Source organism: Microcella sp., from assembly GCF_030645145.1.
Classification (GTDB): Bacteria; Actinomycetota; Actinomycetes; order Actinomycetales; family Microbacteriaceae; genus Microcella.
This window is the reverse complement of sequence record NZ_JAUSMI010000070.1, coordinates 15,300-38,231: the sequence shown is the minus strand read 5'-3', so window position 1 is coordinate 38,231 and position 22,932 is coordinate 15,300. Positions and strand designations below refer to the sequence as shown.

The following is a 22,932-nucleotide window of genomic DNA, read 5'->3' as shown; positions in this document are numbered from 1 at the left end:
CCGCCGGCGCCCCGCCGCTCGCCGTCCGCGACGGGCTGCGCGCCTTCCGCGTCGACCACCACCGCACCGAGATCGTCCGCGACGAGGGCGGCATAATGTGGGTCGACGACTCCAAGGCCACCAACCCCCACGCGGCGAACTCCGCGCTCAGCGCCTTCCGCTCCGTCGTCTGGATCGTCGGCGGGCTCCTCAAGGGCGTCGAGATCGATGCGCTCGTCGAGACCCACCGCGAGCGCCTGCGCGCCGCGGTCGTCGTCGGCGTCGATCGCGCGGCCGTCGTCGCGGCGTTCGGGCGACACGCGCCCGGGCTGCCCGTGTTCGAGGTCGAAGCCGACGACACTGAGCAGGTGATGCCGGTCGCCGTGCGACTGGCGGCCGCAGCGGCGCACGATGGCGACACCGTGCTCCTCGCGCCCGCCGCGGCATCCATGGACCAGTTCGCCGACTACGCCGATCGCGGCCGTCGGTTCCAGGCCGCGGTGCGCGAGCACCACGGCCCGAGCTGAATCCGACAGAGGCCTCGACCGGGGGAAGGGGGATCGCGTGACCGCGACGCGACCGCCGCACAGCGCGGCACCCGAGACCGCTCCGACCGTCCACGGCGGCGCCGCGATCGTCGCCGTCCGCCGCCTGTTCACCGCGCAGAGCGCCGACTGGATGCTCGTGCTCGGCACGACGATCTTCCTCGTGCTGCTGGGCCTCGTCATGGTGCTCTCGAGCTCTTTCGTGCAGTCCGGCAAGGGCGACGGCGACTTCTTCGGCATCTTCCTGCGGCAGGGCCTGTTCGCCCTTATGGGCATCCCCCTCATGCTCCTCGTCTCCCAGCTGCCCGCGGTCTTCTGGCGGCGCTGGGCGCGGAACGCCGTCCTGCTCGGGCTCGGCCTCCAGCTGCTCGTCTTCGTGCCCGGCATCGGCTGGGGCTACGGCGGCAACCAGAACTGGATCAACATCGGCGGCGTGAGCGCCCAGCCGAGCGAGTTCCTCAAGCTCGCCCTCGTGGTGTGGCTCGCGACGGTGCTCGCGCCCCGCGCCGACGCCTTCACCGACTGGCGGAGCGTCGCCATGCCCGCGCTGCCCGTCTCGGCGGTCGCGATCGGCCTCGTCCTGCTCGGACAGGACCTCGGCACCGTCACGATCATGGCGTCGATCGTGCTCGCCGCCCTCTTCTTCGCGGGCGCGCCCATGCGCCACCTCCTCGGCCTCGTCGCCGTGGGCGTCGGCGGCGCCGTGCTGTTCGCGCTCTCCGGCGCGTCGCGCTCCGATCGCATCAGCGCGTGGCTCAACGGCTGCACGCCCGAGCAGCTCGAGGACGTCTGCTGGCAGCCCATGCACGGCATGTGGGCGCTCGGCTCGGGCGGCGTCTTCGGCGTCGGCCTCGGCAACTCGGCGCTCAAGTGGTCGTGGCTGCCGCACGCCGAGAGCGACTACATCTTCGCGATCGTCGGCGAGGAGCTCGGCCTCATCGGAGCGATGCTCGTCCTCATCCTCTTCGCCGTCCTCGCGGTCGGCATGATCCGACTCATGCGCGCGCACACCGACCCGTTCCGCCGGATCGCGACGGGCGCCGTCCTCGTCTGGATCGTCGGACAGGCCTTCGTCAACGTCGCCGTCGTCCTCGGCATGCTCCCCGTCCTCGGCGTCCCGCTTCCTCTCATGTCGGCGGGCGGCACCGCGCTCGTCGCGACCCTCATCGCGATCGGCGTCGTCCTCTCGCTCGCCCGCGACGTCCGCCCCGGGCTGCGGGCATGACGACCGCGCTGCTCGCCGGCGGCGGCACCGCCGGCCACGTGAACCCCCTGCTCGCTCTCGCCGACCACTGGCGGGCCGTCGAGCCCGAGGTGGGCATCCTCGCCCTCGGCACCGCCGGCGGCCTCGAGGAGCGCCTCGTCCCCGAGCGCGGCTACGAGCTCCTGACCATCCCGCGCGTGCCGTTCCCGCGCCGCCCGAACGGGGCGGCGGTGCGGTTCCCGCGCGACTTCCGCGACGCCGTCGATCAGACGCGCGCGATCATCCGCGAGCGGGGGGCGGATGTCGTGGTCGGCTTCGGCGGGTACGCCTCGGCCCCCGCGTACGTCGCCGCACGCCTCGAGCGCGTGCCGCTCGTCGCCCACGAGGCGAACGCCCGCCCCGGCATCGCCAACCGGCTCGCCGGCTGGCTCGGCGGTCGCGTCGGCACCACCTTCCCCGGCACCCCGCTGCGGGGCGCGCGCGTCGTCGGCATGCCCCTGCGCCGCGAGATCGTCGAGCTCGACCGCGTCGGGCTCCGCCCGCAGGCCATCGCGCACTTCGGGCTCGACCCCGAGAGGCCGACCCTCCTCGTCACGGGCGGCTCGACGGGCGCGAAGCGGCTCAACGAGACGATCGGCGACGCGATCGCGCACATCCTCGGCTCGGGCTGGAACGTCGTCCACATCACGGGCCGCGATCGCGGCGGCGCCGACCCGGGCCTGCCCGGCTACCGCGTCCTGGAGTACTGCGACCGCATGGATCTCGCCTTCGCCGCCGCCGACCTCGTCGTCTGCCGCTCGGGCTCGGCGACCGTGAGCGAGCTCGCCGCCGTGGGCCTGCCGTCGATCCTCGTGCCGTACCCCGTCGGCAACGGCGAGCAGCGGCTCAACGCGGGCGAGCTCGTCGCGGCCGGGGGCGCCCGCCTCGTCGACGACGCCGCCTTCACCCCCGCGTTCGTGACGGGCGAGCTCGTCCCGCTCCTGACCGGGCGCGCCGAGATCGCCCGCATGGCGGCGGCCGCCCGGTCGGTCGGCCAGCGCGACGGCAGCGCCGCGCTCCTGGCCCTCGTGCGCGAAGCCCTGGCCTCCTCGACCCCGTAGGGTGAACGGCGATATGACGATCAAGCCCGACCCCACCCTCGTCCTCCCCGATGACCTCGGCCGCCTCCACTTCGTCGGAATCGGCGGCTCCGGCATGAGCGGCATCGCCCGCCTGTTCCACGAGCGGGGCTTCGCCGTGACCGGGAGCGACCGCTCCGACTCCGCGACCGTCCAGGCGCTGCGCGAGCTGGGCATCCCCGTCTCGATCGGGCACGACGCGGCCCACGTGGGCGACGCCGACACGCTCGTCGTGACCGGCGCGCTGTGGGTCGAGAACCCCGAGTACCAGGAGGCCCTGCGCCGCGGCCTCCCCGTTCTGCACCGCTCGCAGGCTCTCGCCTGGCTCGTGCGCGGCGAGCGGCTGCTGGCCGTCGCGGGCGCCCACGGCAAGTCGACGTCGACGGGGATGCTCGTGACGGCCTTGCGCGCCCTCGACCGCGATCCCTCCTTCGTCAACGGCGCCGTGATCCAGGGCGCGAACACCTCCTCCGCCTGGGGCGAGGGGGATCTCTTCGTGGTCGAGGCCGACGAGTCCGACGGGTCGTTCCTCCTGTACGACACCGCGATCGCGCTCGTCACCAACATCGACACCGATCACCTCGACCACTACGGCTCGGCCGAGGCGATCGCGGATGCGTTCGAGCGCTTCGCCGCTGCGGCGAGCGAGCTCGTCGTGCTCTCGGCCGACGACGCGGGCACGCGCGCCCTGCGCGACGCGCTCGTCGCCCGCGGGGCCGCCCCGCGCATCCTGACCTTCGGCGAGGCGGCCGACGCCGACGTGCGCCTCACCGCGGTGAGCGAGACGGGGCCGATCGCGTTCACGATCGCCGCCGACGGCACCGAGGCGCACGGGCAGCTCGGCGTGCCCGGCCGCCATAATGCGCTCAATGCCGCCGGCTCGGTGGCGGTGCTCGTCGGTCTCGGCATCGCGCTCGCCGAGGCGGTCGCCGCGCTCGACGGCTTCGCGGGCACGCTGCGCCGCTTCGAGTCGCACGGCGAGGCCGCGGGAGTGCGCCTCTACGACGACTACGCGCACCACCCGACCGAGGTCGCCGCGGCGCTCCAGACGGCGCGCTCCGTCGTGGGCGACCACCGCGTCATCGCGATCCACCAGCCGCACCTCTTCAGCCGCACGCAGGCGATGGCGGGCGACTTCGCGGAGGCCTACGAGCGACTCGCCGACCACACCGTCGTGCTCGACGTCTACGGCGCGCGCGAGGACCCGATCCCGGGCGTCACGGGCGCCCTCGTGAGCGACGCCTTCGGCGACCCCTCCGTCGTCGACTACCGCCCCGACTGGAGCGCGGCCGCCGCGCGCGTCGCCGAGATCGCCCGCCCGGGCGACATCGTCATGACGCTCTCCTGCGGCGACGTCTACCGGATCCTCCCGAGCGTCCACGACGCGATCGTCGCCGCGAGCGGCCAAGCGGGGGATGCCCCCGCCGGCCCCGCCGAGGAGCCCGCCCGGTGAAGCGCCCCGAGGGCTTCGATCGCGGGCGCCAGCCCGGGTCGGGCTCGCCCTCGGGCTCCGGCTCCGCGGCCTCCCGGCCCGCGGGCCGCGGAGGCGCGACGGGCCCCGCCGCACCCCCGAGCCCCTCGACCGGGCCCGCGCCGCGCGCATCGCGCCCCTCCCGTCAGCGATCGCGCCCCTCGGCTCCCGAGCCCGAGGGCGCCGCACCCGGGTCGGCCTCCGACGCCGTCCCCGTCCCGCGCAGCGGTCCGCGCCCTCGACTGCTCCCCGCCCGGTCGATCGACCCGGCCGAGCAGGCGCGGCGTCGCGCCGATCACCTCGAGCGCTCCGCCGCCCGCGCCGCACGACGTGCCGAGCGGGCCGAGGCGCGGCGGTTCACGCGCCGCTCGCGACGGCGCCGGCTGATCACGTGGGGGTCGGTCGCGGTGCTCACGGCGCTGCTCGCGACGGTCGTCGCGGTCACGCTCTCTCCGCTCATGGCCCTCACGGACATCCGCGTCACCGGCACGGTGCGGCTCGACCCGGCCGAGATCGGCGGAGCCCTCGATCGGCACCGCGACACGCCCCTCGCGCTGCTCGACCAGGGCGGCATCCGATCCGATCTGGAGGGCTTCGCGCTCATCCGCTCCTACTCGCTCGAGGTCGTGCCGCCGCACTCGCTCGTCGTGCGGGTCATCGAGCGCGCGCCGATCGGCGCCATCGAGAGCGGATCCGAGTTCGAGCTCGTCGACGCGGCGGGGGTCGTCGTCGAGTCGACCCCCCAGCGACCCACGGGCGTCCCGCTCATCCGGGCGGGGGAGGCCGACCCCGACGAGGCGGCGTTCCGCTCGGTCGCCGAGGTGCTCGACGCGCTGCCCGACGAGCTCGCGACCCGCGTCGACGTCGTCACGGCGTCGACGCGCGACGACGTCGCGTTCACCATCCGCGACCTCGGGCACCGGGTCGTGTGGGGGAGCGCCGAGCGGTCGGCCTTCAAGACGCGCGTGCTCGAGACGGCGATCGCGGTCAACGACCCCGCCGTGGCCTGGCAGTTCGACGTCTCGGCGCCCGACAGCGTCATCGTCCGCCGGCTCTGATCCGACCCCCCTCCGTGCCGACCCCTCTCAGCCGCCGCCGGTACGCCCGGTCGCACCCCCGAGCACGAGTCTTGCGCGCAATCGACCCGACACGCGGCGCGCTTGAGAGCTCTGCGCCCCTCGCCCCCCTACCGTCAGGACTCAGGAGTACATACTGAGCATAACTTTATACCTCAACTGGAGGTTTAGGGTTAGACGCGGAGGCCGGACGTGACCAGCAACCAGAACTACCTCGCCGTGATCAAGGTCGTCGGCATCGGCGGCGGCGGAGTCAACGCGGTGAACCGCATGATCGAGCTCGGCCTGCGCGGGGTGGAGTTCATCGCCATCAACACCGACGCCCAGGCGCTGCTCATGAGCGACGCCGACGTCAAGCTCGACGTCGGCCGCGAGCTCACGCGCGGCCTCGGCGCGGGCGCCGACCCCGAGGTCGGCCGCCGTGCGGCGGAGGACCACGCGGAGGAGATCGAGGAGGCGCTCGCGGGCGCCGACATGGTCTTCGTCACCGCGGGCGAGGGCGGCGGCACGGGCACCGGCGGCGCTCCCGTGGTCGCGCGCATCGCGAAGTCGATCGGCGCGCTCACGATCGGCGTCGTCACGAAGCCGTTCAGCTTCGAGGGCAAGCGCCGCCAGGCGCAGGCGGAGGACGGCGTCGCGGCCCTCAAGAACGAGGTCGACACCCTCATCGTCGTCCCGAACGACCGCCTGCTCGAGATCAGCGACCGCGGCATCAGCATGCTCGAGGCCTTCGCGACCGCCGACCAGGTGCTCCTCGCGGGCGTCCAGGGCATCACCGACCTCATCACGACCCCCGGCCTCATCAATCTCGACTTCGCCGATGTCAAGAGCGTCATGCAGGGGGCCGGTAGCGCGCTCATGGGCATCGGCTCGAGTCGCGGAGCCGATCGCGCCATCAAGGCCGCCGAGCTCGCCGTCGCGAGCCCGCTGCTCGAGGCGAGCATCGACGGCGCGCACGGCGTGCTCCTGTCGATCCAGGGCGGATCGAACCTCGGCATCTTCGAGATCAACGACGCCGCGAGGCTCGTCCAGGAGGCCGTGCACCCCGAGGCGAACATCATCTTCGGCGCCGTCATCGACGACACGCTCGGCGACGAGGTGCGCGTCACCGTCATCGCCGCGGGCTTCGACGGCGGCGAGCCGACGACGGTGCACAAGGATCGCCGCTCCAGCTTCGTACCGGCCGCTCCCGGTGAGCGCGTCACCGCGCAGCCGGGCGAGTCGGCCCCCGAGCCGGGCCAGACCCCCGTGCTCGCCGCGACCGCGCCCATCGACCCGCTCGAGGTCGAGGCCGACAGCGACGACGACCTCGACATCCCCGAGTTCCTCCGCTGACCCGGTGACGGCCCCGCCCGAGCTCGCCGATCGCTACGCCGCGGTCACGGCGGGCATCGCCGACGCGTGCGCGCGAGCGGGGCGGTCGCCCGATGAGCTCACGCTCGTGGTCGTGACGAAGTTCCACCCCGCGCAGCTCGTCCGCGACCTCGTCGACCTCGGCGTGCGGCACGTCGGCGAGAACCGCCACCAGGACGCCGCGCCGAAGGCCGCCGAGCTCGAGGGGCTGCCGCTCACGTGGCACTTCGTCGGGCAGCTGCAGTCGAACAAGGCGAAGGCGGTCGCGCGCTACGCGGACGTCATCCACTCGGTCGACCGCGCATCCCTCATCACGTCGCTCGCAGGCGTCGAGCGCGCGCTCGACGTGTTCCTCGAGATCAATCTCACCGACGACCCCGGCCGCGGGGGAGTCGCGCCCGATCGCGTCGAGGAGCTCGCCGAGGCGGTCCTCGCGACTGAGCGCCTGCGCCTGCGCGGCGTCATGGGAGTCGCGCCCCTCGATGAGGATGCCCGGGGCGCGTTCGCGCGACTGCGCGCGATCGGCGACCGCGTGCGCACGATCGCGCCCGAGGCGACGGACCTCTCCGCCGGCATGTCGGGCGACTACGCCGAGGCCATCGCCGAGGGGGCGACACACCTTCGGATCGGGACCGCAATCACCGGAAAACGTCCGGCGCCCCAATAGCCTGCAAGAGCACCACGACTCGAAGGACGCCTCATGACGAACCCGCTTCGCAAGACCATGGTCTACCTCGGCCTCGCCGATGAAGAGGTCGAGTACGACGCTCCCGCCGAGCAGCGCGACCACCGTGCGCAGCCCGCGCCCTCCGTCGCCGCGGTGCCCGCTCCGGGTCCGCAGCGCGCCCCCGTGACGCCTCTGCGTCGCTCCGCCCCGACACGGAATGCCGCACCCTCCGACATGAACGAGATCCTCACCGTCCACCCGCGTCACTACAAGGACGCGCAGGTCATCGCCGAGAGCTTCCGCGAGGGCATCCCCGTCATCATCAACCTCTCGCAGATGACCGAGTCCGAGGCCCGCCGTCTCGTCGACTTCGCGAGCGGCCTGTCGCAGGGCCTCTACGGGAAGATCGAGCGCGTCACGAGCAAGGTGTTCCTGCTCTCGCCGTCGCACGTCGCCGTGAGCGGCGAGCAGGCCGAGTCCGAGCCGGACGTCGACGCCTCGTTCCTCTCCTGATCCCGCCCCGCCGCGGCCCGGCGCCGCGCGCCGCGCGCGGCCGCTCCCAGCGTGACCTGACAGACTGAACCCCGTGCAGGCCGTCCTCTCCATCGTGTTCGGCGTGATCTACGTCGCGCTGCTCATCGTCTTCCTCGCCATGTGGGCGCGATTCGTCTTCGACTGGATCCAGGCGCTGAATCGCGGTTGGCGGCCGACGGGCGCCGTCGTCATCGCCGCCGAGGTCAGCTACACGCTCACCGACCCGCCGATCAAGGCCGTCCGCCGCGTCATCCCGCCCATCCGGCTGGGAATGATCCAGCTCGATCTGGCCTGGACGATCGTCATGATCGGCATCTTCATCCTCATGTCGATCGTCGGCCCGCGCTGAGTCCCTCGCGCACGATTCGACTCTGACGCGTCGAGCCACGAGTGGGTAGGGTGGGGTAACCGATGTGACGCGTGTGGTTCGCTGTTGCTAGCGTTATCCCATCGTTATCCGACCGCTCTCCAGAAAGTTCCGAGGTAGCACGGAATGGCCCTCACTCCCGAAGACGTCGTCAACAAGCGCTTCCAGTCGACCAAGTTCCGCGAGGGATACGACCAGGACGAGGTCGATGACTTCCTCGACGAGATCGTCGTCGAGTTCCGTCGCCTGAACCAGGAGAACGACGAGCTCAAGCAGCGCCTCGTCGCCGCCGATGCCCGCATCGCCGAGCTGCAGCGCAGCGGAGGCGCGGCCCCGGCCGCCGAGCAGCCCGCTCCGCAGCCCGTCGCCTCGGTCCCCGCCGCGTCGGCCCCCGCCTACTCGGCGCCCGCCGCTCCGGCCCCGGCCTCGGCGCCCGCCGCAACGGACGCGTCGCTCGAGACCACGAGCACGAACAATCTGCTCCAGCTCGCCCGTCGCCTCCACGAGGAGCACGTGCGCGAGGGCATCGCCAAGCGCGACGAGCTCATCGCCGAGGGCCAGGCGACCGCCCAGCGCCTCGTCTCCGAGGCCGAGGGCCAGCAGCGTCAGATCGTCGACCAGCTCCAGGCCGAGAAGACGACGCTCGAGGCCCGCGTGGAGGAGCTCCGCGTGTTCGAGCGCGAGTACCGCAACCAGCTCCGCACCTACATCCAGGGCCAGCTGCGCGAGCTCGAGGGCTCGAGCGCCGCGTCCGGTCAGCCCGAGTCCGCCGCGCCCGGCTCCGCCGCCGCACCCGTCGGCTCGGCGCCCGTCGGCGCTCCCGGTTCGGCCCAGTTCCCGGGCTCCGCACCGAGCTTCGGCCAGCCGCAGCAGACGCCGGGCCAGTACCCGGGCTACGGCTCCTGAGCAGCACCCTCCGTCGGGGACGGGGAGGGACGTCGTGACCGAGTCACGCGCTCTCCCCGTCCCCGACGGGCTTTCCGGCGAGCGCGTCGACGCCGCTCTCGCCAAGCTCCTCGGCTTCTCGCGCACCTTCGCCGCCGAGGTCGCCGAGGCCGGGGGAGTCACGGTCGACGGCCGCACGCTCGGGAAGTCCGACCGGCTGCCCCGCGACGCCTGGCTCGAGGTCTCGTGGGAGCCCCGCCGCGAGCCCTCGATCGAGCCGATCGCCGTCGAGAACCTCCGCATCGTCCACGACGACGACGACCTCGTCGTGATCGACAAGCCCGTGGGGGTCGCCGCGCACCCGAGCGTCGGCTGGGACGGCCCGACCGTGCTCGGAGCCCTCGCCGCCGCGGGCTTCCGCATCGCGACCTCCGGCCCGGCCGAGCGCGCGGGCATCGTGCACCGCCTCGACGCCGGCACGAGCGGCCTCATGGTCGTCGCGAAGACCGAGTCGGCATACCGCGAGCTCAAGCGCCTCTTCCACGACCGCGAGGTCTCGAAGATCTACCACGCGATCGTGCAGGGCCACCCCGACCCCTTCTCGGGCACGATCGACGCGCCCATCGGCCGGCACCCCGGCTCGGCCTGGAGGTTCGCCGTCGTCGCCGACGGCAAGCCCTCCGTCACGCACTACGACACGCTCGAGGCGTTCCCCTCCGCGACGCTCCTGGAGATCCACCTCGAGACGGGCCGCACCCACCAGATCCGCGTCCACATGGCCGCGCAGCGCCACCCCTGCGTCGGCGACGCGATGTACGGCGCCGACCCGACCCTGAGCGCCCGGCTCGGGCTCAGCCGCCAGTGGCTCCACGCCATGCGACTCGGTTTCCGGCACCCCGCCACGGGCGCCGAGGTCGAGTTCTCGTCGGTCTACCCCGACGATCTCCAGCACGCGCTCGACGTGCTCCGAGCATCCTGACCGGCGGTTCACGGCGACGGATGCGCGGCTCGCGCGACGCACCCGCGACACGCCGAACGGCCCTCCGGCGCGACCTAGACTGGTGACCCCGCACGCCGCGGACCCCGCCCCAGAACCGCACCCGGAGGTGCCGTGACCACCGACTCGTTCGTCCACCTCCACGTGCACAGCGAGTACTCGATGCTCGACGGAGCGGCCCGCGTCAAGCCGCTCATCGAGGAGGCGGTCGCCCAGGGAATGCCGGCGATCGCGGTCACCGACCACGGCAACATGTTCGGCGCGTTCGACTTCTGGCGCACCGCGACCGAGGCCGGCATCAAGCCCATCATCGGCACCGAGGCGTACCTCACGCCCGGCACGCACCGCACCGACAAGACGCGCGTGAAGTGGGGGACGGGCGGCGAGGACGACGTCTCCGGCGCCGGCTCGTACACCCACATCACGATGCTCGCCGAGTCGACGACGGGCATGCACAACCTCTTCCGGATGTCGTCGCTCGCCTCGATCGAGGGCTACTACTTCAAGCCCCGCATGGATCGCGAGCTGCTGAGCCGCTACAGCGAGGGCATCATCGCGACGACGGGCTGCCCGAGCGGCGAGGTGCAGACGCGCCTGCGCCTCGGCCAGTACGACACGGCCGTCGAGGCGGCGGCCGAGTTCCGTGACATCTTCGGGCGCGAGAACTACTTCGCCGAGATCATGGACCACGGCCTCGGCATCGAGCGCCGCATCATGAGCGACCTCATCCGCCTCGCAGAGGACCTGGGGCTGCCGCTCGTCGCGACGAACGACCTCCACTACACGCACCCGGGCGATGCGAGCTCGCACGCGGCCCTGCTGTGCGTGCAGTCGGGCTCGACCCTCGACGACCCGAACCGCTTCAAGTTCGACGCCGACGAGTTCTACCTCAAGACCCCGGCCCAGATGCGCGAGCTCTTCCGCGACCACCCCGAGGCCTGCGACTCGACGCTCCTCATCGCCGAGCGCGTGGACGTCGCCTTCGACACCGCCGCGAACTACATGCCCCGGTTCCCGGTGCCCGAGGGCGAGACCGAGAACAGCTGGTTCATCCAGGAGGTCGCGAAGGGCCTCGAGCAGCGCTACCCGGGCGGCATCTCGGCCGAGGTGCGGGCGCGAGCCGAGTACGAGATCGGCGTCATCACGCAGATGGGCTTCTCGGGCTACTTCCTCGTCGTCGCCGACTTCATCAACTGGTCCAAGCGCAACGGCATCCGCGTCGGCCCGGGCCGCGGCTCGGGCGCCGGCTCGATGGCCGCCTACGCGATGCGCATCACCGACCTCGACCCGATCGAGCACGGCCTACTCTTCGAGCGGTTCCTCAACCCCGACCGCGTCTCGATGCCCGACTTCGACGTCGACTTCGACGACCGCCGCCGCGGCGAGGTCATCCGCTACGTGACCGAGAAGTACGGCGACGAGCGCGTCGCGCAGATCGTCACCTACGGCACGATCAAGGCGAAGCAGGCCCTGAAGGACAGCTCGCGCGTGCTCGGCTTCCCCTTCGGCATGGGCGAGAAGCTCACGAAGGCGATGCCCCCGGCGATTATGGGCAAGGACATGGCGCTGTCCGGGATCCTCGACCCCGCGCATCCGCGTCACAAGGAGGCGGGCGATTTCCGCGCCGTGATCGAGGTCGATCCGGATGCCCGGCGCGTGTTCGACACCGCTCTGGGTCTCGAGAACCTCAAGCGGCAGTGGGGCGTGCACGCGGCGGGCGTGATCATGTCGAGCGAGCCGCTCATCGACATCATCCCGATCATGAAGCGGGAGCAGGACGGCCAGATCGTCACGCAGTTCGACTACCCCGCGTGCGAGTCGCTCGGCCTCATCAAGATGGACTTCCTGGGGCTGCGCAACCTCACGATCATCGACGACGCCCTCGACAACATCCGCGCCAACCGCGGCACCGAGCTCGTGCTCGAGGACCTCTCGCTCGACGACCCCGCCGCCTATGAGCTCATGGCGCGCGGCGACACGCTCGGCGTCTTCCAGCTCGACGGCGGCCCCATGCGCTCCTTGCTGCGCATGATGAAGCCCGATAACTTCGAGGACATCTCGGCCGTCCTCGCCCTGTACCGCCCGGGCCCCATGGGCGCCGAGTCGCACACCAACTACGCGCTGCGCAAGAACGGCCGGCAGCCGATCACACCGATCCATCCCGAGCTCGCCGAGCCGCTCGAGGAGGTGCTCGGCACGACATACGGTCTCATCGTGTACCAGGAGCAGGTCATGGCGATCGCGCAGAAGCTCGCGGGCTACACGCTCGCGCAGGCCGACCTGCTGCGCCGCGCGATGGGCAAGAAGAAGAAGAGCGAGCTCGACAAGCAGTTCGAGAACTTCAGCGCCGGCATGCAGTCCAACGGCTACTCGGCGGCGGCGGTGAAGACCCTCTGGGACATCCTCCTCCCGTTCTCCGACTACGCCTTCAACAAGGCGCACTCGGCCGCCTACGGCGTCGTCTCGTACTGGACGGCGTACCTCAAGGCCCACTATCCGGCCGAGTACATGGCCGCGCTGCTCACGAGCGTCGGCGACTCGAAGGACAAGATGGCGGTGTACCTCAACGAGTGCCGCCGCATGGGCATCACCGTCCTGCCGCCCGACGTCAACGAGTCGATCGGGTTCTTCGCCGCCGTCGGCGACGACATCCGCTTCGGCCTCGGCGCCGTGCGCAACGTCGGCCACAACGTCGTCTCGGGCATCCGGCAGGCGAGGGAGGAGAAGGGCCGCTTCACGGGCTTCCACGACTTCCTCAAGAAGGTGCCGACCCCCGTCGCGAACAAGCGCGCGATCGAGTCCCTCATCAAGGCCGGTGCCTTCGACTCGCTCGGCGACACGCGCCGCGCGCTCATGGAGATCCACGAGGGCGCCGTCGAGTCAGCGGTCAAGGACAAGCGCGCCGAGGACAAGGGCGACATCGGCTTCGACTTCGACAGCCTCTTCGACGAGGGCGAGGCGACGGCGGCGAGCGTGCCGGTGCGCCCCGAGTGGGCGAAGAAGGACAAGCTCGCCTTCGAGCGCGAAATGCTCGGCCTGTACGTCAGCGACCACCCGCTCGCGGGTCTCGAGGTCGCGCTCGCGAAGCACGCCGGCGCCCCGATCGCCGAGCTCAACGACAACCCGCCCGACGACGGCGAGCAGGTCACGGTCGCGGGCCTTATCACGAGCGTGCAGCACCGTGTCGCGCGCAACTCGGGCAACCCCTACGGCATGGTCACGATCGAGGACTTCGGCGGCGAGCTCACGGTCATGTTCCTCGGCAAGACGTATCAGGAGTTCGGCCCGCGCCTGCAGGCCGACTCGATCGTCGTGCTCCGCGGGCGGGTGAACCACCGCGACGACGGCATCACGCTCCAGGCGATGACGCTCCAGATGCCCGACTTCGGCGTCGCGACCGACAACGGCCCGCTCGTGCTCTCGGTGCGCGAGCAGCGGGCGACGGTCGACGTCGTCACCGAGCTCGAGGCCGTCCTGCGGCGCCACCGCGGCTCGACCGAGGTCCGGCTGCGGCTCGTCCGCGACGAGGCCGCGCGCGTCTTCGAGCTGCCGCACCGCATCGCCCCGACGGCCGGGTTCTTCGGCGAGGTCAAGAGCCTCCTCGGCCCGCGCGCCCTCGCCTGAGCCGGGCATCCGCTGAGAGACGGCCCGCGAGGCCGACCGGGCGAGCATAATCGTGCCGACGCGCCCCGCGGCGCGCACGACAGCGCCGTCGGCGCGAGAAGGAGGACGTCATGGGCATCGACGACATCACCGGCAAGGCCAAGGAGTTCCTCGAGAGCGACCAGGTCAAGGGCATGCTCGAGAGCGAGCAGGCGGAGGACATCAGCGACAAGGTCCTCGACGCCGTGGCCGACGCCGCCGACAAGGTCACCGGCGGGAAGTTCTCGGACCAGATCGAGGACGTCAAGTCGAACATCGACGGCGCGATCGGCACCGACCGCCCGTAGCGGTCGCCCCGGCGGGCCGAGGCCGGAGCGCTAGAGCTCGGCGCCGAGCGCGCGGTACCGGCGCTCGTGGTAGAGCAGCGGCTCGTCGGGCTCGCCGAGCGCGCCCTCCTCGATCTGCACCGCGATCATCGCGTTCTCGGCGACGTGCGTGCGGGCGACGATGCGCCCGACCATCCACGCGGTGACGCCCTTCAGGATGGGCAGGCCGTGCGGGCCCGGCTCCCAATGGTCGCCGTCGAAGCGGTGGTCGTGATCGCCCGCCATGATGCCGGCGACCGCGAAGTCGTCGAGGCCGAGCATGTGGATCGCCACGTGGTCGGTCTCGGCGATCGCCGGCCAGCTGCTCGCCGTGCGCGCCATATTGAAGGTCGCGAGCGGGGGAGCGGCGGCGAGCGACGCGAGCGAGGTCGCCGTGAACCCGACCGGCTCGCCAGCGGCGGTGCGCGCCGTGATCACCGCGACGCCCGCCGCGTGGCGGCGGAAGGCCTGGGCGAAGGCGTCGAATCCGGTGGCGTCGGCTGTCGTGGTCATCACGCACGATCCAACACCCGAGCGCGCGGGGTATTCCCGAGGCTGGCCGCGATTAGGCTGATCGCGCCATGATCCAGACCCTCGATCTCCGCGGCCGTGAACTCTCCACGGCCGATCTCCTCGCCCTCGTCCCGCGCTCCGCGAGCGACGTCGGCTCCGCCGTCGAGGCGGTCGACGCCCTCATCGCGGATGTCCGCGCCCGTGGCGCCGCCGCCCTCATCGATCAGGCCGAGCGCTTCGATCGCGTCCGCCCGCCGCACGTCCGCGTGCCGCTCGACGCGCTGCGCGAGGCCGAGGCCGCGCTCGACCCCGCGGTGCGCGAAGCCCTCGTCGAGGCGATCGACCGCGTGCGCCGCGGCACGGCCGCGCAGGTTCCGCCGACGGTCACGACCGAGATCGCCCCGGGCGCCCGCATCGTGCAGCGCTGGCAGCCAGTCGACCGCGTCGGCCTGTACGTGCCCGGCGGGAAGGCCGTCTACCCCTCGAGCGTCGTCATGAACGTCGTCGCGGCGCAGGTCGCGGGCGTGCCGTCGATCGCGCTCGCGAGCCCCCCGCAGGCCGCGTTCGGCGGCAGCGTCCACCCGACGATCCTCGGCGCCGCGCACCTGCTCGGTGTCGACGAGGTCTACGCGATGGGCGGCGCCGGCGCGATCGGCGCCCTCGCCTACGGCGTCCCCGACCTCGGGCTCGAGCCGGTGCAGGTCATCACGGGTCCCGGCAATCTCTTCGTCGCGACCGCGAAGCGCGCCGTCACGGGCGTCGTCGGCATCGACTCCGAGGCCGGGCCGACCGAGATCCTCGTGATCGCCGACGAGTCGGCCTCGCCCGCGCTCGTCGTCGCCGACCTCGTGAGCCAGGCCGAGCACGACGAGCTCGCGGGCGCCGTCCTCGTGACCGACTCGCCCGCTCTCGCCGCCGCGGTCGAGGCCGCCCTCCCCGCCGCCGTCGCCGCGACCCGCCACCGCGAGCGCGTCGAGATCGCCCTCGCCGGGCCCCAGTCGGCCCTCGTTCTCGTCGACGACCTCGAGCAGGCCGCGCGATTCAGCAACGCCTACGCGCCCGAGCACCTCGAGGTGCAGGTGCGCGACCCGCACGCGCTCCTGCCGCGGCTGACGAGCGCGGGCGCGATCTTCGTCGGCGATCACACGCCCGTGAGCCTCGGCGACTACATCGCGGGGTCGAACCACGTCCTCCCGACGGGCGGTCAGGCCCGTTTCGCCTCGGGCCTCGGCGCGTACAGCTTCCTGCGCCCGCAGCAGGTCGTCGAGTACGACCGCGCGGCCCTGCGCGAGGTCGCCGAGCGCGTCGGCGTGCTGAGCGATGCGGAGCAGCTCCCCGCCCACGGCGAGGCCGTCCGCGCGCGCTTCCGCGACGCCGGCGACTAGGCTCAGTCACCATGCACTGCCCCTTCTGCCGGTACCCCGACAGCCGCGTCATCGACTCCCGCACGAGCGACGACGGGCTCTCGATCCGGCGACGTCGGCAGTGCCCCGAGTGCGGCCGCCGCTTCTCGACGACCGAGACCGCGAGCCTCTCGGTGATCAAGCGCAACGGCGTGGTCGAGCCCTTCTCGCGCGAGAAGATCGTCGCGGGCGTCCGCAAGGCGTGCCAGGGCCGCCCAGTCACCGACACCGACCTCGCCCTGCTCGCCCAGAAGGTGGAGGAGAACCTCCGCGCCACGGGCGCCTCGCAGCTCGAGGCGAACGACATCGGCCTCGCGATCCTGCCCGAGCTCCGTCAGCTCGACGAGGTCGCGTTCCTCCGCTTCGCGAGCGTCTACCAGGCGTTCGAGAACCTCGACGACTTCGAGTCGGCCATCCGCCAGCTGCGCATCGAGGACGCGCAGCGCGCGACCGAGGCCTGACCGCGTGGGCGCGTACGACGTCGTCTTCCGGCAGGTCTTCGCTCGGATGGACCCCGAGCGGGCCCACCACCTCGCAGTCTCCGTCATCCGCGCGATCCCGAGGCTCGGCCTGACGGGGCTGGTGCGCCGGTTCACCGCGCCCGACCCGAGCCTCGCGGTCGAGGCGATGGGGCTGCGCTTCGAGTCGCCGTTCGGCATGGCCGCGGGCTTCGACAAGGATGCGGAGAGCATCCGCGGGCTCTGGGCGCTCGGATTCGGCCACGTCGAGATCGGCACCGTCACCGCGATCGCGCAGGAGGGCAACCCGCGCCCGCGCCTGTTCCGCCTCCTCGCCGATCGCGCGGTGATCAACCGCATGGGCTTCAACAACCGCGGCGCCGCGCACGCCGCCGAGAACGTCCGTCGTGAGGCTGCCCGCCGCCCGCGCCCCATCATCGGCGCGAACATCGGCAAGAGCCGCGTCGTCGCGGTCGAGGATGCCGTGGCCGACTACCGCGAATCGGCCCGCCTCCTCGCGCCGGTCGCCGACTATCTCGCCGTCAACGTCTCGTCGCCCAACACCCCGGGGCTCCGCGGCCTGCAGGACGAGGCGCTCCTGGGGCCGCTGCTGGATGCCGTGCTCGAGGAGGCCGGGTCGACTCCCGTCCTCGTGAAGATCGCCCCCGATCTCGACGACGAGTCCATCGACGCGGTCGCGCGCCTCGCCGTCGGCAAGGGCCTGAGCGGCATCATCGCGACCAACACGACCATCGGGCGCGGGGGCCTCGCGACCGACCCCGCGATCGTCGAGGCCGCGGGCGCCGGCGGCCTGAGCGGGGCGCCGCTGAAGGAGCGCTCGCTCGAGGTGCTCCGTCGCGTGCGGGCCGCCGTGCCGGCCGACTACTGCGTCATCGCGGTCGGCGGGATCGACACCGCGGAGGACGCGGCCGAGCGGCTCGCCGCGGGCGCGACGCTCGTGCAGGGCTACACGGCGTTCCTCTACCGCGGGCCGGGCTGGGCCCGCCAGGTCACGCGCGGTCTCGCGCGAATCCGCGCGACGACAGCCGTGCGCTGAGCCGACGGCGGGTCAGGCGGGGAACTGCCCGCGGCTCACCTGCGGCTTCGGCAGGCGCAGCACGCGTAGCTGCAGCGAGCGCATCGCCGCGTACCACTTCACGCCCTTCTCCACGCGGTCGGCGCCGAACTTCTCGGCGAGGCGACGCTTGACGAGGAAGCCGAGGATCGTCGCGTCGAGCACGGCGACGAGGAAGAACGCCCAGAGCGCGAGGATCGCGTAGATGTCGAGCGTCGGCACGAAGCTGAGCAGGATGACCGCGAACATCACCGGGATCATGAACTCGCCGACGCCCCAGCGCGCGTCGACGTAGTCGCGCACGAACCGCTTCTGCGGGCCCTTGTCGCGGGTCGGGAGGTAGCGCTCCTCGCCGTTGGCCATGCCGATGCGGGCGCGATCGCGCGCCTCGTTCATCTTCGCTCGGGCGGCCTTCGCGGCCTCCTTGCGGTCGTTCGGCACGAGCGGGCGCTTGCGCGCGGCCTCCCGCTCGCGGCGGCTCGGGGTCGGGCGGCCCTTGCCGGCGGCGATCGCGGCGGCCTCCTCGCTCGAGGCGGTCGGGGCGGTCGACGCGGTTGTGCCCGCCTTCGCAGCGGCGGCGTCAGCGTTGTCTCGGGTGGCCACGGCGGCACATCCTTCCGGTGGAGTCGCCCACTAGATTACCGGCATGACGCTCCACGACCGGCCCACGAGGCCCGCCACCCCGACCGATCTGATCGAGCAGCTGCGGGGGAGCGTGAGAGACGGGCTCCCGGCGGCGATCGCCGACCTCTCGACGCTCGTGCGCATCCCCTCGGTGTCGTGGGACGGCTTCGACCCGGCGCACGTGCAGGCCTCCGCCGACGAGGTCGCCCGCCTCGTCCGTGAGCTCGGCGTCTTCGACGAGGTCATCGTCGACCGCGCCGAGATCCCCGGCACTGCCACCCTTGGCCAACCCGCCGTCCTCGCCCGCCGCGAGCCCCGCAATGGCCGCCCGACCGTCCTCCTCTACGCGCACCACGACGTGCAGCCCCCGGGCCGCGACGAGGACTGGGAGACGTCGCCGTTCGAGCCCACCGTCATCGGCGATCGGCTATACGGTCGCGGTGCCGCCGACGACAAGGCCGGCGTGATCGCGCACGTCGCCGCGATCCGCGCGCTCGTCGAGTCGGTCGGCGACCCCGAGCTCGGTCTCGTGCTCTTCATCGAGGGGGAGGAGGAGTTCGGCTCCCGTTCCTTCACCGCCCTGCTCGACAAGCACCGCGCCCTGCTCGCCGCCGACGTCATCGTCGTCGCCGATTCCGACAACTGGGATGTCCGCACCCCCTCGCTCACGGTCGGCCTGCGCGGCAACGCCGCCTTCACGCTCACCGTCTCCACCCTCGGCCACGCCTCCCACTCGGGGATGTTCGGCGGCGCCGCGCCCGACGCGATGCTCGCGACCGTCCGCCTCCTGTCGACGCTCCACGACGCCGACGGGTCCGTCGCGGTCGAGGGGCTGCGCGCGCACCACCAGGATGTCCCCGAGTACACGGACGAGCGGCTCCGCGAGGAGGCGGCTCTGCTCGACGGCGTGACGCCGATCGGCCGCGGCCCCGTGCTGCACCGACTGTGGGCCCAGCCCTCGATCACCGTCACGGGCATCGACGCGCCGAGCGTGCAGAACGCGTCCAACACGCTCCTGCCGAGCGTCTCGGTCAAGATCAGCGCGCGCGTCGCCCCCGGGCAGTCGGCGGCCGAGGCCTTCGCCGCCCTCCGCGCGCACCTCGAGGCGCACGCGCCCTTCGGCGCGCGGCTCACCTTCGGCGCCGTCGACCTCGGCAATCCGTTCCTCGTCGACACGAGCGCGTGGGCGGTCGACGAGGCCCTCACCTCGATGCGCGAGGCGTGGGAGGCCGACCCCGTCATGGTCGGCGTCGGCGGCTCGATCCCGTTCATCGCCGAGCTCATGGAGACCTTCCCCGACGCGCACGTCCTCGTGACGGGCGTGGAGGACCCGGACACCCGCGCCCACAGCCCGAACGAGTCGCTGCACCTCGGCGTGCTCCACCGCGCGATCCTCACCGAGGCCGTCCTGCTCGCCCGGCTCGGCGGTGCGGTCGACCTCACGGCGTAGCGACGTACACTGGCAGAAGCCCCATCGATTCCGGGAGGAACCCCATGACCGACACCGCTCTCGAGACGCACGGCGTCGCCCTGACAGATGCCGCCGCCGCCAAGGTCAAGTCGCTCCTCGAGCAGGAGGGCCGCGATGATCTGCGCCTCCGCCTCGCGGTGCAGCCGGGCGGCTGCTCCGGCCTGATCTATCAGCTCTACTTCGACGAGCGCCTCCTCGACGGCGACGTCACGCGCGACTTCGAGGGCGTCGAGGTCGTCGTCGACAAGATGAGCGTGCCCTACCTCGACGGCGCCTCGATCGACTTCGAGGACACCATCCAGAAGCAGGGCTTCACGATCGACAACCCGCAAGCGCAGGGCTCCTGCGCGTGCGGCGACAGCTTCCACTGAGCCGAGCTCGAGCGGGGAGGCGGGCCGCCGCCCGCGCTCCCGCACCCGCGTGATCGACGGCGCGGGCATCCTTCTGCATGGATGCCCGCGCCGTCGTCATTCGCGCCGCGACGGGCCGTGCGACCGGCGGCTCAGCAGGGTTCTCGCCGGGTTCTCGGAGCGTCGGAGGGCGTTCCGGCAGACCGCGGTGACATAGACTGGCAGTCGTTCCACGTCCTTCCTTCACTCCTTTCGAGAGGCCACCGGTGCGTTCCAACCGACGTCTTCGATTGGCGGCGATCCCCCTCGCCGTCGTCACCTCGCTCGTCCTCGCGGCATGCACCCCCCAGCAGCAGCTGGGCTGGCTGCCCACCGAGCCCGGAACGACCAACCAGGTCGACCGCGTGATCGGCCTGTGGGTGACGTCGTGGATCGTCCTGCTCGGCGTCGGCATCATCACGTGGGGCCTCATCATCTGGGCCGCGGTCGTCTACCGCCGCCGCAAGGGGCAGACGGGCCTTCCCGTCCAGCTCCGCTACAACATGCCGATCGAGATCCTCTACACGGTCGTGCCGCTCATCCTCGTCCTCGGATTCTTCGCCTTCACGGCGCGCGACCAGACCGCGATCGAGGAGCCCCTCGCCGACCCCGACGTCACGATCGAGGTCTACGGCAAGCGCTGGGCGTGGGACTTCAACTACGTCAACGAGGACGTCTACTACCAGGGCATCCAGGCGCAGAAGACGGCCGACGGCCAGATCGACTCCTCGACCCTCCCGACCCTCTACCTCCCCGTGGGGCAGAAGGTCGAGGTGCAGATCGAGTCGCGCGACGTGCTGCACTCCTTCTGGATCGTCGACTTCCTCTACAAGAAGGACATGATCCCCGCGAAGTCCAACTACTGGTACTTCATCCCGGAGAAGGAGGGCTCGTACGTCGGCAAGTGCGCCGAGCTCTGCGGCGAGTACCACGCGCTCATGCTCTTCAACGTCGAGGTCGTCTCGCAGGACGAGTACGACGCGTACATCGAGTCGCTCCGCGCCGCCGGCTTCGAGGGCCAGGTCGACGAGACCTTCAACACGAACGCGAACCTGCCGGGCACGACCGGCTCCAGCGAAGAGGAGTAAGCGGCATCATGACGACGACCGCACCGCGTCCCTCCATCGGCACCGCCGAGCCCGGCTACAGCAACCCCGGGATCGCCCGCAAGGGCAACGTCTTCGTCGGCTGGGTCACGTCGACCGACCACAAGACCATCGGGTACATGTACCTGATCACCTCGTTCATCTACTTCCTCGTCGGCGGCGTCATGGCGCTCGTCATCCGCGCCCAGCTCTTCGCGCCGGGCCTCGAGGTCGTGTCGACGAACGAGCAGTACAACCAGCTCTTCACGATGCACGGCACGATCATGCTGCTGATGTTCGCGACTCCGCTCTTCGCGGGCTTCGCGAACGTCATCATGCCGCTGCAGATCGGCGCCCCCGACGTCGCGTTCCCGCGACTGAACGCCTTCGCCTACTGGCTCTACTCCTTCGGCTCGCTCATGGCGGTCGCGGGCTTCTTCACGCCGCAGGGTGCCGCCTCGTTCGGCTGGTTCGCCTACGCGCCGCTCTCGAGCCAGACCTTCTCGCCCGGAGTCGGCGGCAACCTGTGGGTCTTCGGTCTCGCGATGAGCGGATTCGGCACCATCCTCGGCGCCGTCAACTTCATCACGACGATCATCACGATGCGCGCCCCCGGCATGACGATGTGGCGCATGCCGATCTTCACGTGGAACACCCTCGTGACCTCGCTGCTCGTGCTCATGGCCTTCCCCGTCCTCGCCGCCGCGCTCTTCGCGCTCGGCTCCGACCGGGTCTTCGGGTCGCACTTCTTCGACGCCGCCACGGGCGGCGCCATCCTCTGGCAGCACCTCTTCTGGTTCTTCGGCCACCCCGAGGTGTACATCCTGGCCCTGCCGTTCTTCGGCATCGTCTCGGAGATCCTGCCCGTCTTCAGCCGGAAGCCGATCTTCGGCTACAAGACGCTCGTCTACGCGACGATCGCCATCGCCGCGCTGTCCATGACGGTGTGGGCTCACCACATGTACGTCACCGGCTCGGTCCTGCTGCCGTTCTTCGCGCTCATGACGATGCTCATCGCCGTCCCGACGGGCGTGAAGATCTTCAACTGGATCGGCACGATGTGGCGCGGCTCGGTGACGTTCGAGACGCCGATGATCTGGACGATCGGCTTCCTCATCACCTTCGTCTTCGGCGGGCTCACGGGCGTCATCCTCGCCTCGCCGCCGCTCGACTTCCACGTCTCCGACTCCTACTTCGTCGTCGCCCACTTCCACTACGTCGTGTTCGGCACGGTCGTGTTCGCGATGTTCGCCGGGTTCTACTTCTGGTGGCCGAAGTGGACGGGCAAGATGCTCAACGAGAGCCTCGGCCAGATCCACTTCTGGACCCTCTTCGTCGGCTTCCACACGACCTTCCTCGTGCAGCACTGGCTCGGCGTCGTGGGCATGCCCCGCCGCTACGCCACGTACCTCGTGGAGGACGGCTTCACGTGGATGAACCAGCTGTCGACCCTCGGGTCGTTCCTGCTGGCCGCGTCGATGATCCCGTTCCTGCTGAACGTGTACATCACGGCGCGCCGCGCTCCCAAGGTGACCGTCAACGACCCGTGGGGCTACGGCCGCTCGCTCGAGTGGGCCACCTCGTGCCCCCCGCCGCGTCACAACTTCACCTCCATCCCGCGCATCCGCTCCGAGTCGCCGGCGTTCGACCTCAACCACCCCGAGGCGGGCATCCCGGTCGGCATCGGCCCGGCGAAGGACGCGCCCGACGCCCCCACGTACGACCTCGGCGACGAGAAGGTGAAGTAGTC

General features: G+C 71.6%; 22 protein-coding genes. 20 read left to right on the top strand and 2 right to left on the bottom strand.

All coding sequences use genetic code 11. The features are described 5' to 3' along the window. The 13 genes from Q7T15_RS04280 to Q7T15_RS04220 all read left to right on the top strand — a co-directional run. Positions 1-506: glutamate ligase domain-containing protein (locus Q7T15_RS04280; protein ID WP_304693613.1), on the top strand; the 506-nt coding region annotated here is incomplete at its 5' end. Between the two features lie 37 nt (positions 507-543). Beyond that, complete coding sequence (gene ftsW / locus Q7T15_RS04275; RefSeq protein ID WP_304693611.1) at positions 544-1,749, top strand: putative lipid II flippase FtsW; 1,206 nt, start codon at positions 544-546, stop codon at positions 1,747-1,749. Next, positions 1,746-2,828: a glycosyltransferase gene (locus Q7T15_RS04270; protein ID WP_304693609.1), complete on the top strand. Its 1,083-nt coding sequence runs from the start codon at positions 1,746-1,748 to the stop codon at positions 2,826-2,828. The genes ftsW and Q7T15_RS04270 overlap by 4 nt, the downstream gene beginning before the upstream one ends. 13 nt (positions 2,829-2,841) lie before the next feature. Then, on the top strand, positions 2,842-4,299 hold the full coding sequence (murC, locus tag Q7T15_RS04265; protein ID WP_304693607.1) for a UDP-N-acetylmuramate--L-alanine ligase: 1,458 nt from the start codon (positions 2,842-2,844) through the stop codon (positions 4,297-4,299). After that, positions 4,296-5,375 (top strand): FtsQ-type POTRA domain-containing protein, encoded by a 1,080-nt coding sequence (locus Q7T15_RS04260; protein WP_304693605.1) that lies wholly within the window; start codon positions 4,296-4,298, stop codon positions 5,373-5,375. The genes murC and Q7T15_RS04260 overlap by 4 nt, the downstream gene beginning before the upstream one ends. Before the next feature lie 210 nt (positions 5,376-5,585). Further along, positions 5,586-6,728: a cell division protein FtsZ gene (ftsZ, locus tag Q7T15_RS04255; RefSeq protein WP_304693603.1), complete on the top strand. Its 1,143-nt coding sequence runs from the start codon at positions 5,586-5,588 to the stop codon at positions 6,726-6,728. A 4-nt stretch (positions 6,729-6,732) separates the two neighbouring features. Then, positions 6,733-7,413 (top strand): YggS family pyridoxal phosphate-dependent enzyme, encoded by a 681-nt coding sequence (locus Q7T15_RS04250; RefSeq protein WP_304693601.1) that lies wholly within the window; start codon positions 6,733-6,735, stop codon positions 7,411-7,413. Between the two features lie 33 nt (positions 7,414-7,446). Continuing rightward, a complete protein-coding gene (locus tag Q7T15_RS04245; protein WP_304693599.1) occupies positions 7,447-7,926 on the top strand; it encodes a cell division protein SepF in 480 nt (159 codons plus the stop codon). Positions 7,927-7,999: 73 nt separating this feature from the next. Continuing rightward, entirely contained in the window at positions 8,000-8,296 is a 297-nt protein-coding gene (locus tag Q7T15_RS04240) for a YggT family protein (protein ID WP_304693597.1), read from the top strand. Positions 8,297-8,440: 144 nt separating this feature from the next. Continuing rightward, complete coding sequence (locus Q7T15_RS04235) at positions 8,441-9,220, top strand: DivIVA domain-containing protein (protein WP_304693595.1); 780 nt, start codon at positions 8,441-8,443, stop codon at positions 9,218-9,220. Positions 9,221-9,254: 34 nt separating this feature from the next. After that, positions 9,255-10,178 (top strand): RluA family pseudouridine synthase, encoded by a 924-nt coding sequence (locus Q7T15_RS04230; protein WP_304693593.1) that lies wholly within the window; start codon positions 9,255-9,257, stop codon positions 10,176-10,178. Positions 10,179-10,358: 180 nt separating this feature from the next. Then, positions 10,359-13,820, top strand: coding sequence for a DNA polymerase III subunit alpha (gene dnaE, locus Q7T15_RS04225; protein ID WP_370689095.1), 3,462 nt, complete (start codon positions 10,359-10,361; stop codon positions 13,818-13,820). 110 nt (positions 13,821-13,930) lie between these two features. Beyond that, complete coding sequence (locus Q7T15_RS04220; protein ID WP_304693589.1) at positions 13,931-14,146, top strand: antitoxin; 216 nt, start codon at positions 13,931-13,933, stop codon at positions 14,144-14,146. Positions 14,147-14,176: 30 nt separating this feature from the next. Here the strand turns inward: Q7T15_RS04220 and Q7T15_RS04215 are convergent, their stop codons facing one another. Beyond that, positions 14,177-14,677, bottom strand: a complete 501-nt coding sequence (locus Q7T15_RS04215) for a flavin reductase family protein (RefSeq protein ID WP_304693587.1) — start codon at positions 14,675-14,677, stop codon at positions 14,177-14,179. Between the two features lie 68 nt (positions 14,678-14,745). On the opposite strand from Q7T15_RS04215, the gene hisD reads away from it, so the two are divergent. The 3 genes from hisD to Q7T15_RS04200 are packed head-to-tail and all read left to right on the top strand — an operon-like array spanning position 14,746 to position 17,595. Beyond that, positions 14,746-16,062 carry a histidinol dehydrogenase gene (gene hisD / locus Q7T15_RS04210; RefSeq protein WP_304693585.1) on the top strand — a complete coding sequence of 439 codons (1,317 nt, stop codon included), beginning with the start codon at positions 14,746-14,748 and terminating at the stop codon, positions 16,060-16,062. Positions 16,063-16,073: 11 nt separating this feature from the next. Next, on the top strand, positions 16,074-16,541 hold the full coding sequence (gene nrdR / locus Q7T15_RS04205) for a transcriptional regulator NrdR (protein WP_055861533.1): 468 nt from the start codon (positions 16,074-16,076) through the stop codon (positions 16,539-16,541). 4 nt (positions 16,542-16,545) lie between these two features. After that, positions 16,546-17,595 carry a quinone-dependent dihydroorotate dehydrogenase gene (locus Q7T15_RS04200; RefSeq protein WP_304693581.1) on the top strand — a complete coding sequence of 350 codons (1,050 nt, stop codon included), beginning with the start codon at positions 16,546-16,548 and terminating at the stop codon, positions 17,593-17,595. 12 nt (positions 17,596-17,607) lie between these two features. Here Q7T15_RS04200 and Q7T15_RS04195 read toward each other — a convergent pair whose 3' ends face one another. Beyond that, positions 17,608-18,216: a DUF3043 domain-containing protein gene (locus tag Q7T15_RS04195; protein WP_370689093.1), complete on the bottom strand. Its 609-nt coding sequence runs from the start codon at positions 18,214-18,216 to the stop codon at positions 17,608-17,610. A gap of 43 nt (positions 18,217-18,259) precedes the next feature. On the opposite strand from Q7T15_RS04195, the gene Q7T15_RS04190 reads away from it, so the two are divergent. From Q7T15_RS04190 to ctaD, 4 genes are all read left to right on the top strand, one after another. Beyond that, complete coding sequence (locus tag Q7T15_RS04190; protein ID WP_304693579.1) at positions 18,260-19,687, top strand: dipeptidase; 1,428 nt, start codon at positions 18,260-18,262, stop codon at positions 19,685-19,687. Between the two features lie 44 nt (positions 19,688-19,731). Then, the gene (locus Q7T15_RS04185; protein WP_304693577.1) at positions 19,732-20,079 is read left to right on the top strand and encodes an iron-sulfur cluster assembly accessory protein; all 348 of its coding nucleotides are present in this window, start codon (positions 19,732-19,734) and stop codon (positions 20,077-20,079) included. Positions 20,080-20,324: 245 nt separating this feature from the next. Further along, positions 20,325-21,185: a cytochrome c oxidase subunit II gene (gene coxB, locus Q7T15_RS04180; protein WP_304693575.1), complete on the top strand. Its 861-nt coding sequence runs from the start codon at positions 20,325-20,327 to the stop codon at positions 21,183-21,185. Positions 21,186-21,193: 8 nt separating this feature from the next. Then, positions 21,194-22,930 (top strand): cytochrome c oxidase subunit I, encoded by a 1,737-nt coding sequence (ctaD, locus tag Q7T15_RS04175; RefSeq protein ID WP_304693573.1) that lies wholly within the window; start codon positions 21,194-21,196, stop codon positions 22,928-22,930. Positions 22,931-22,932: the final 2 nt, after the last annotated feature.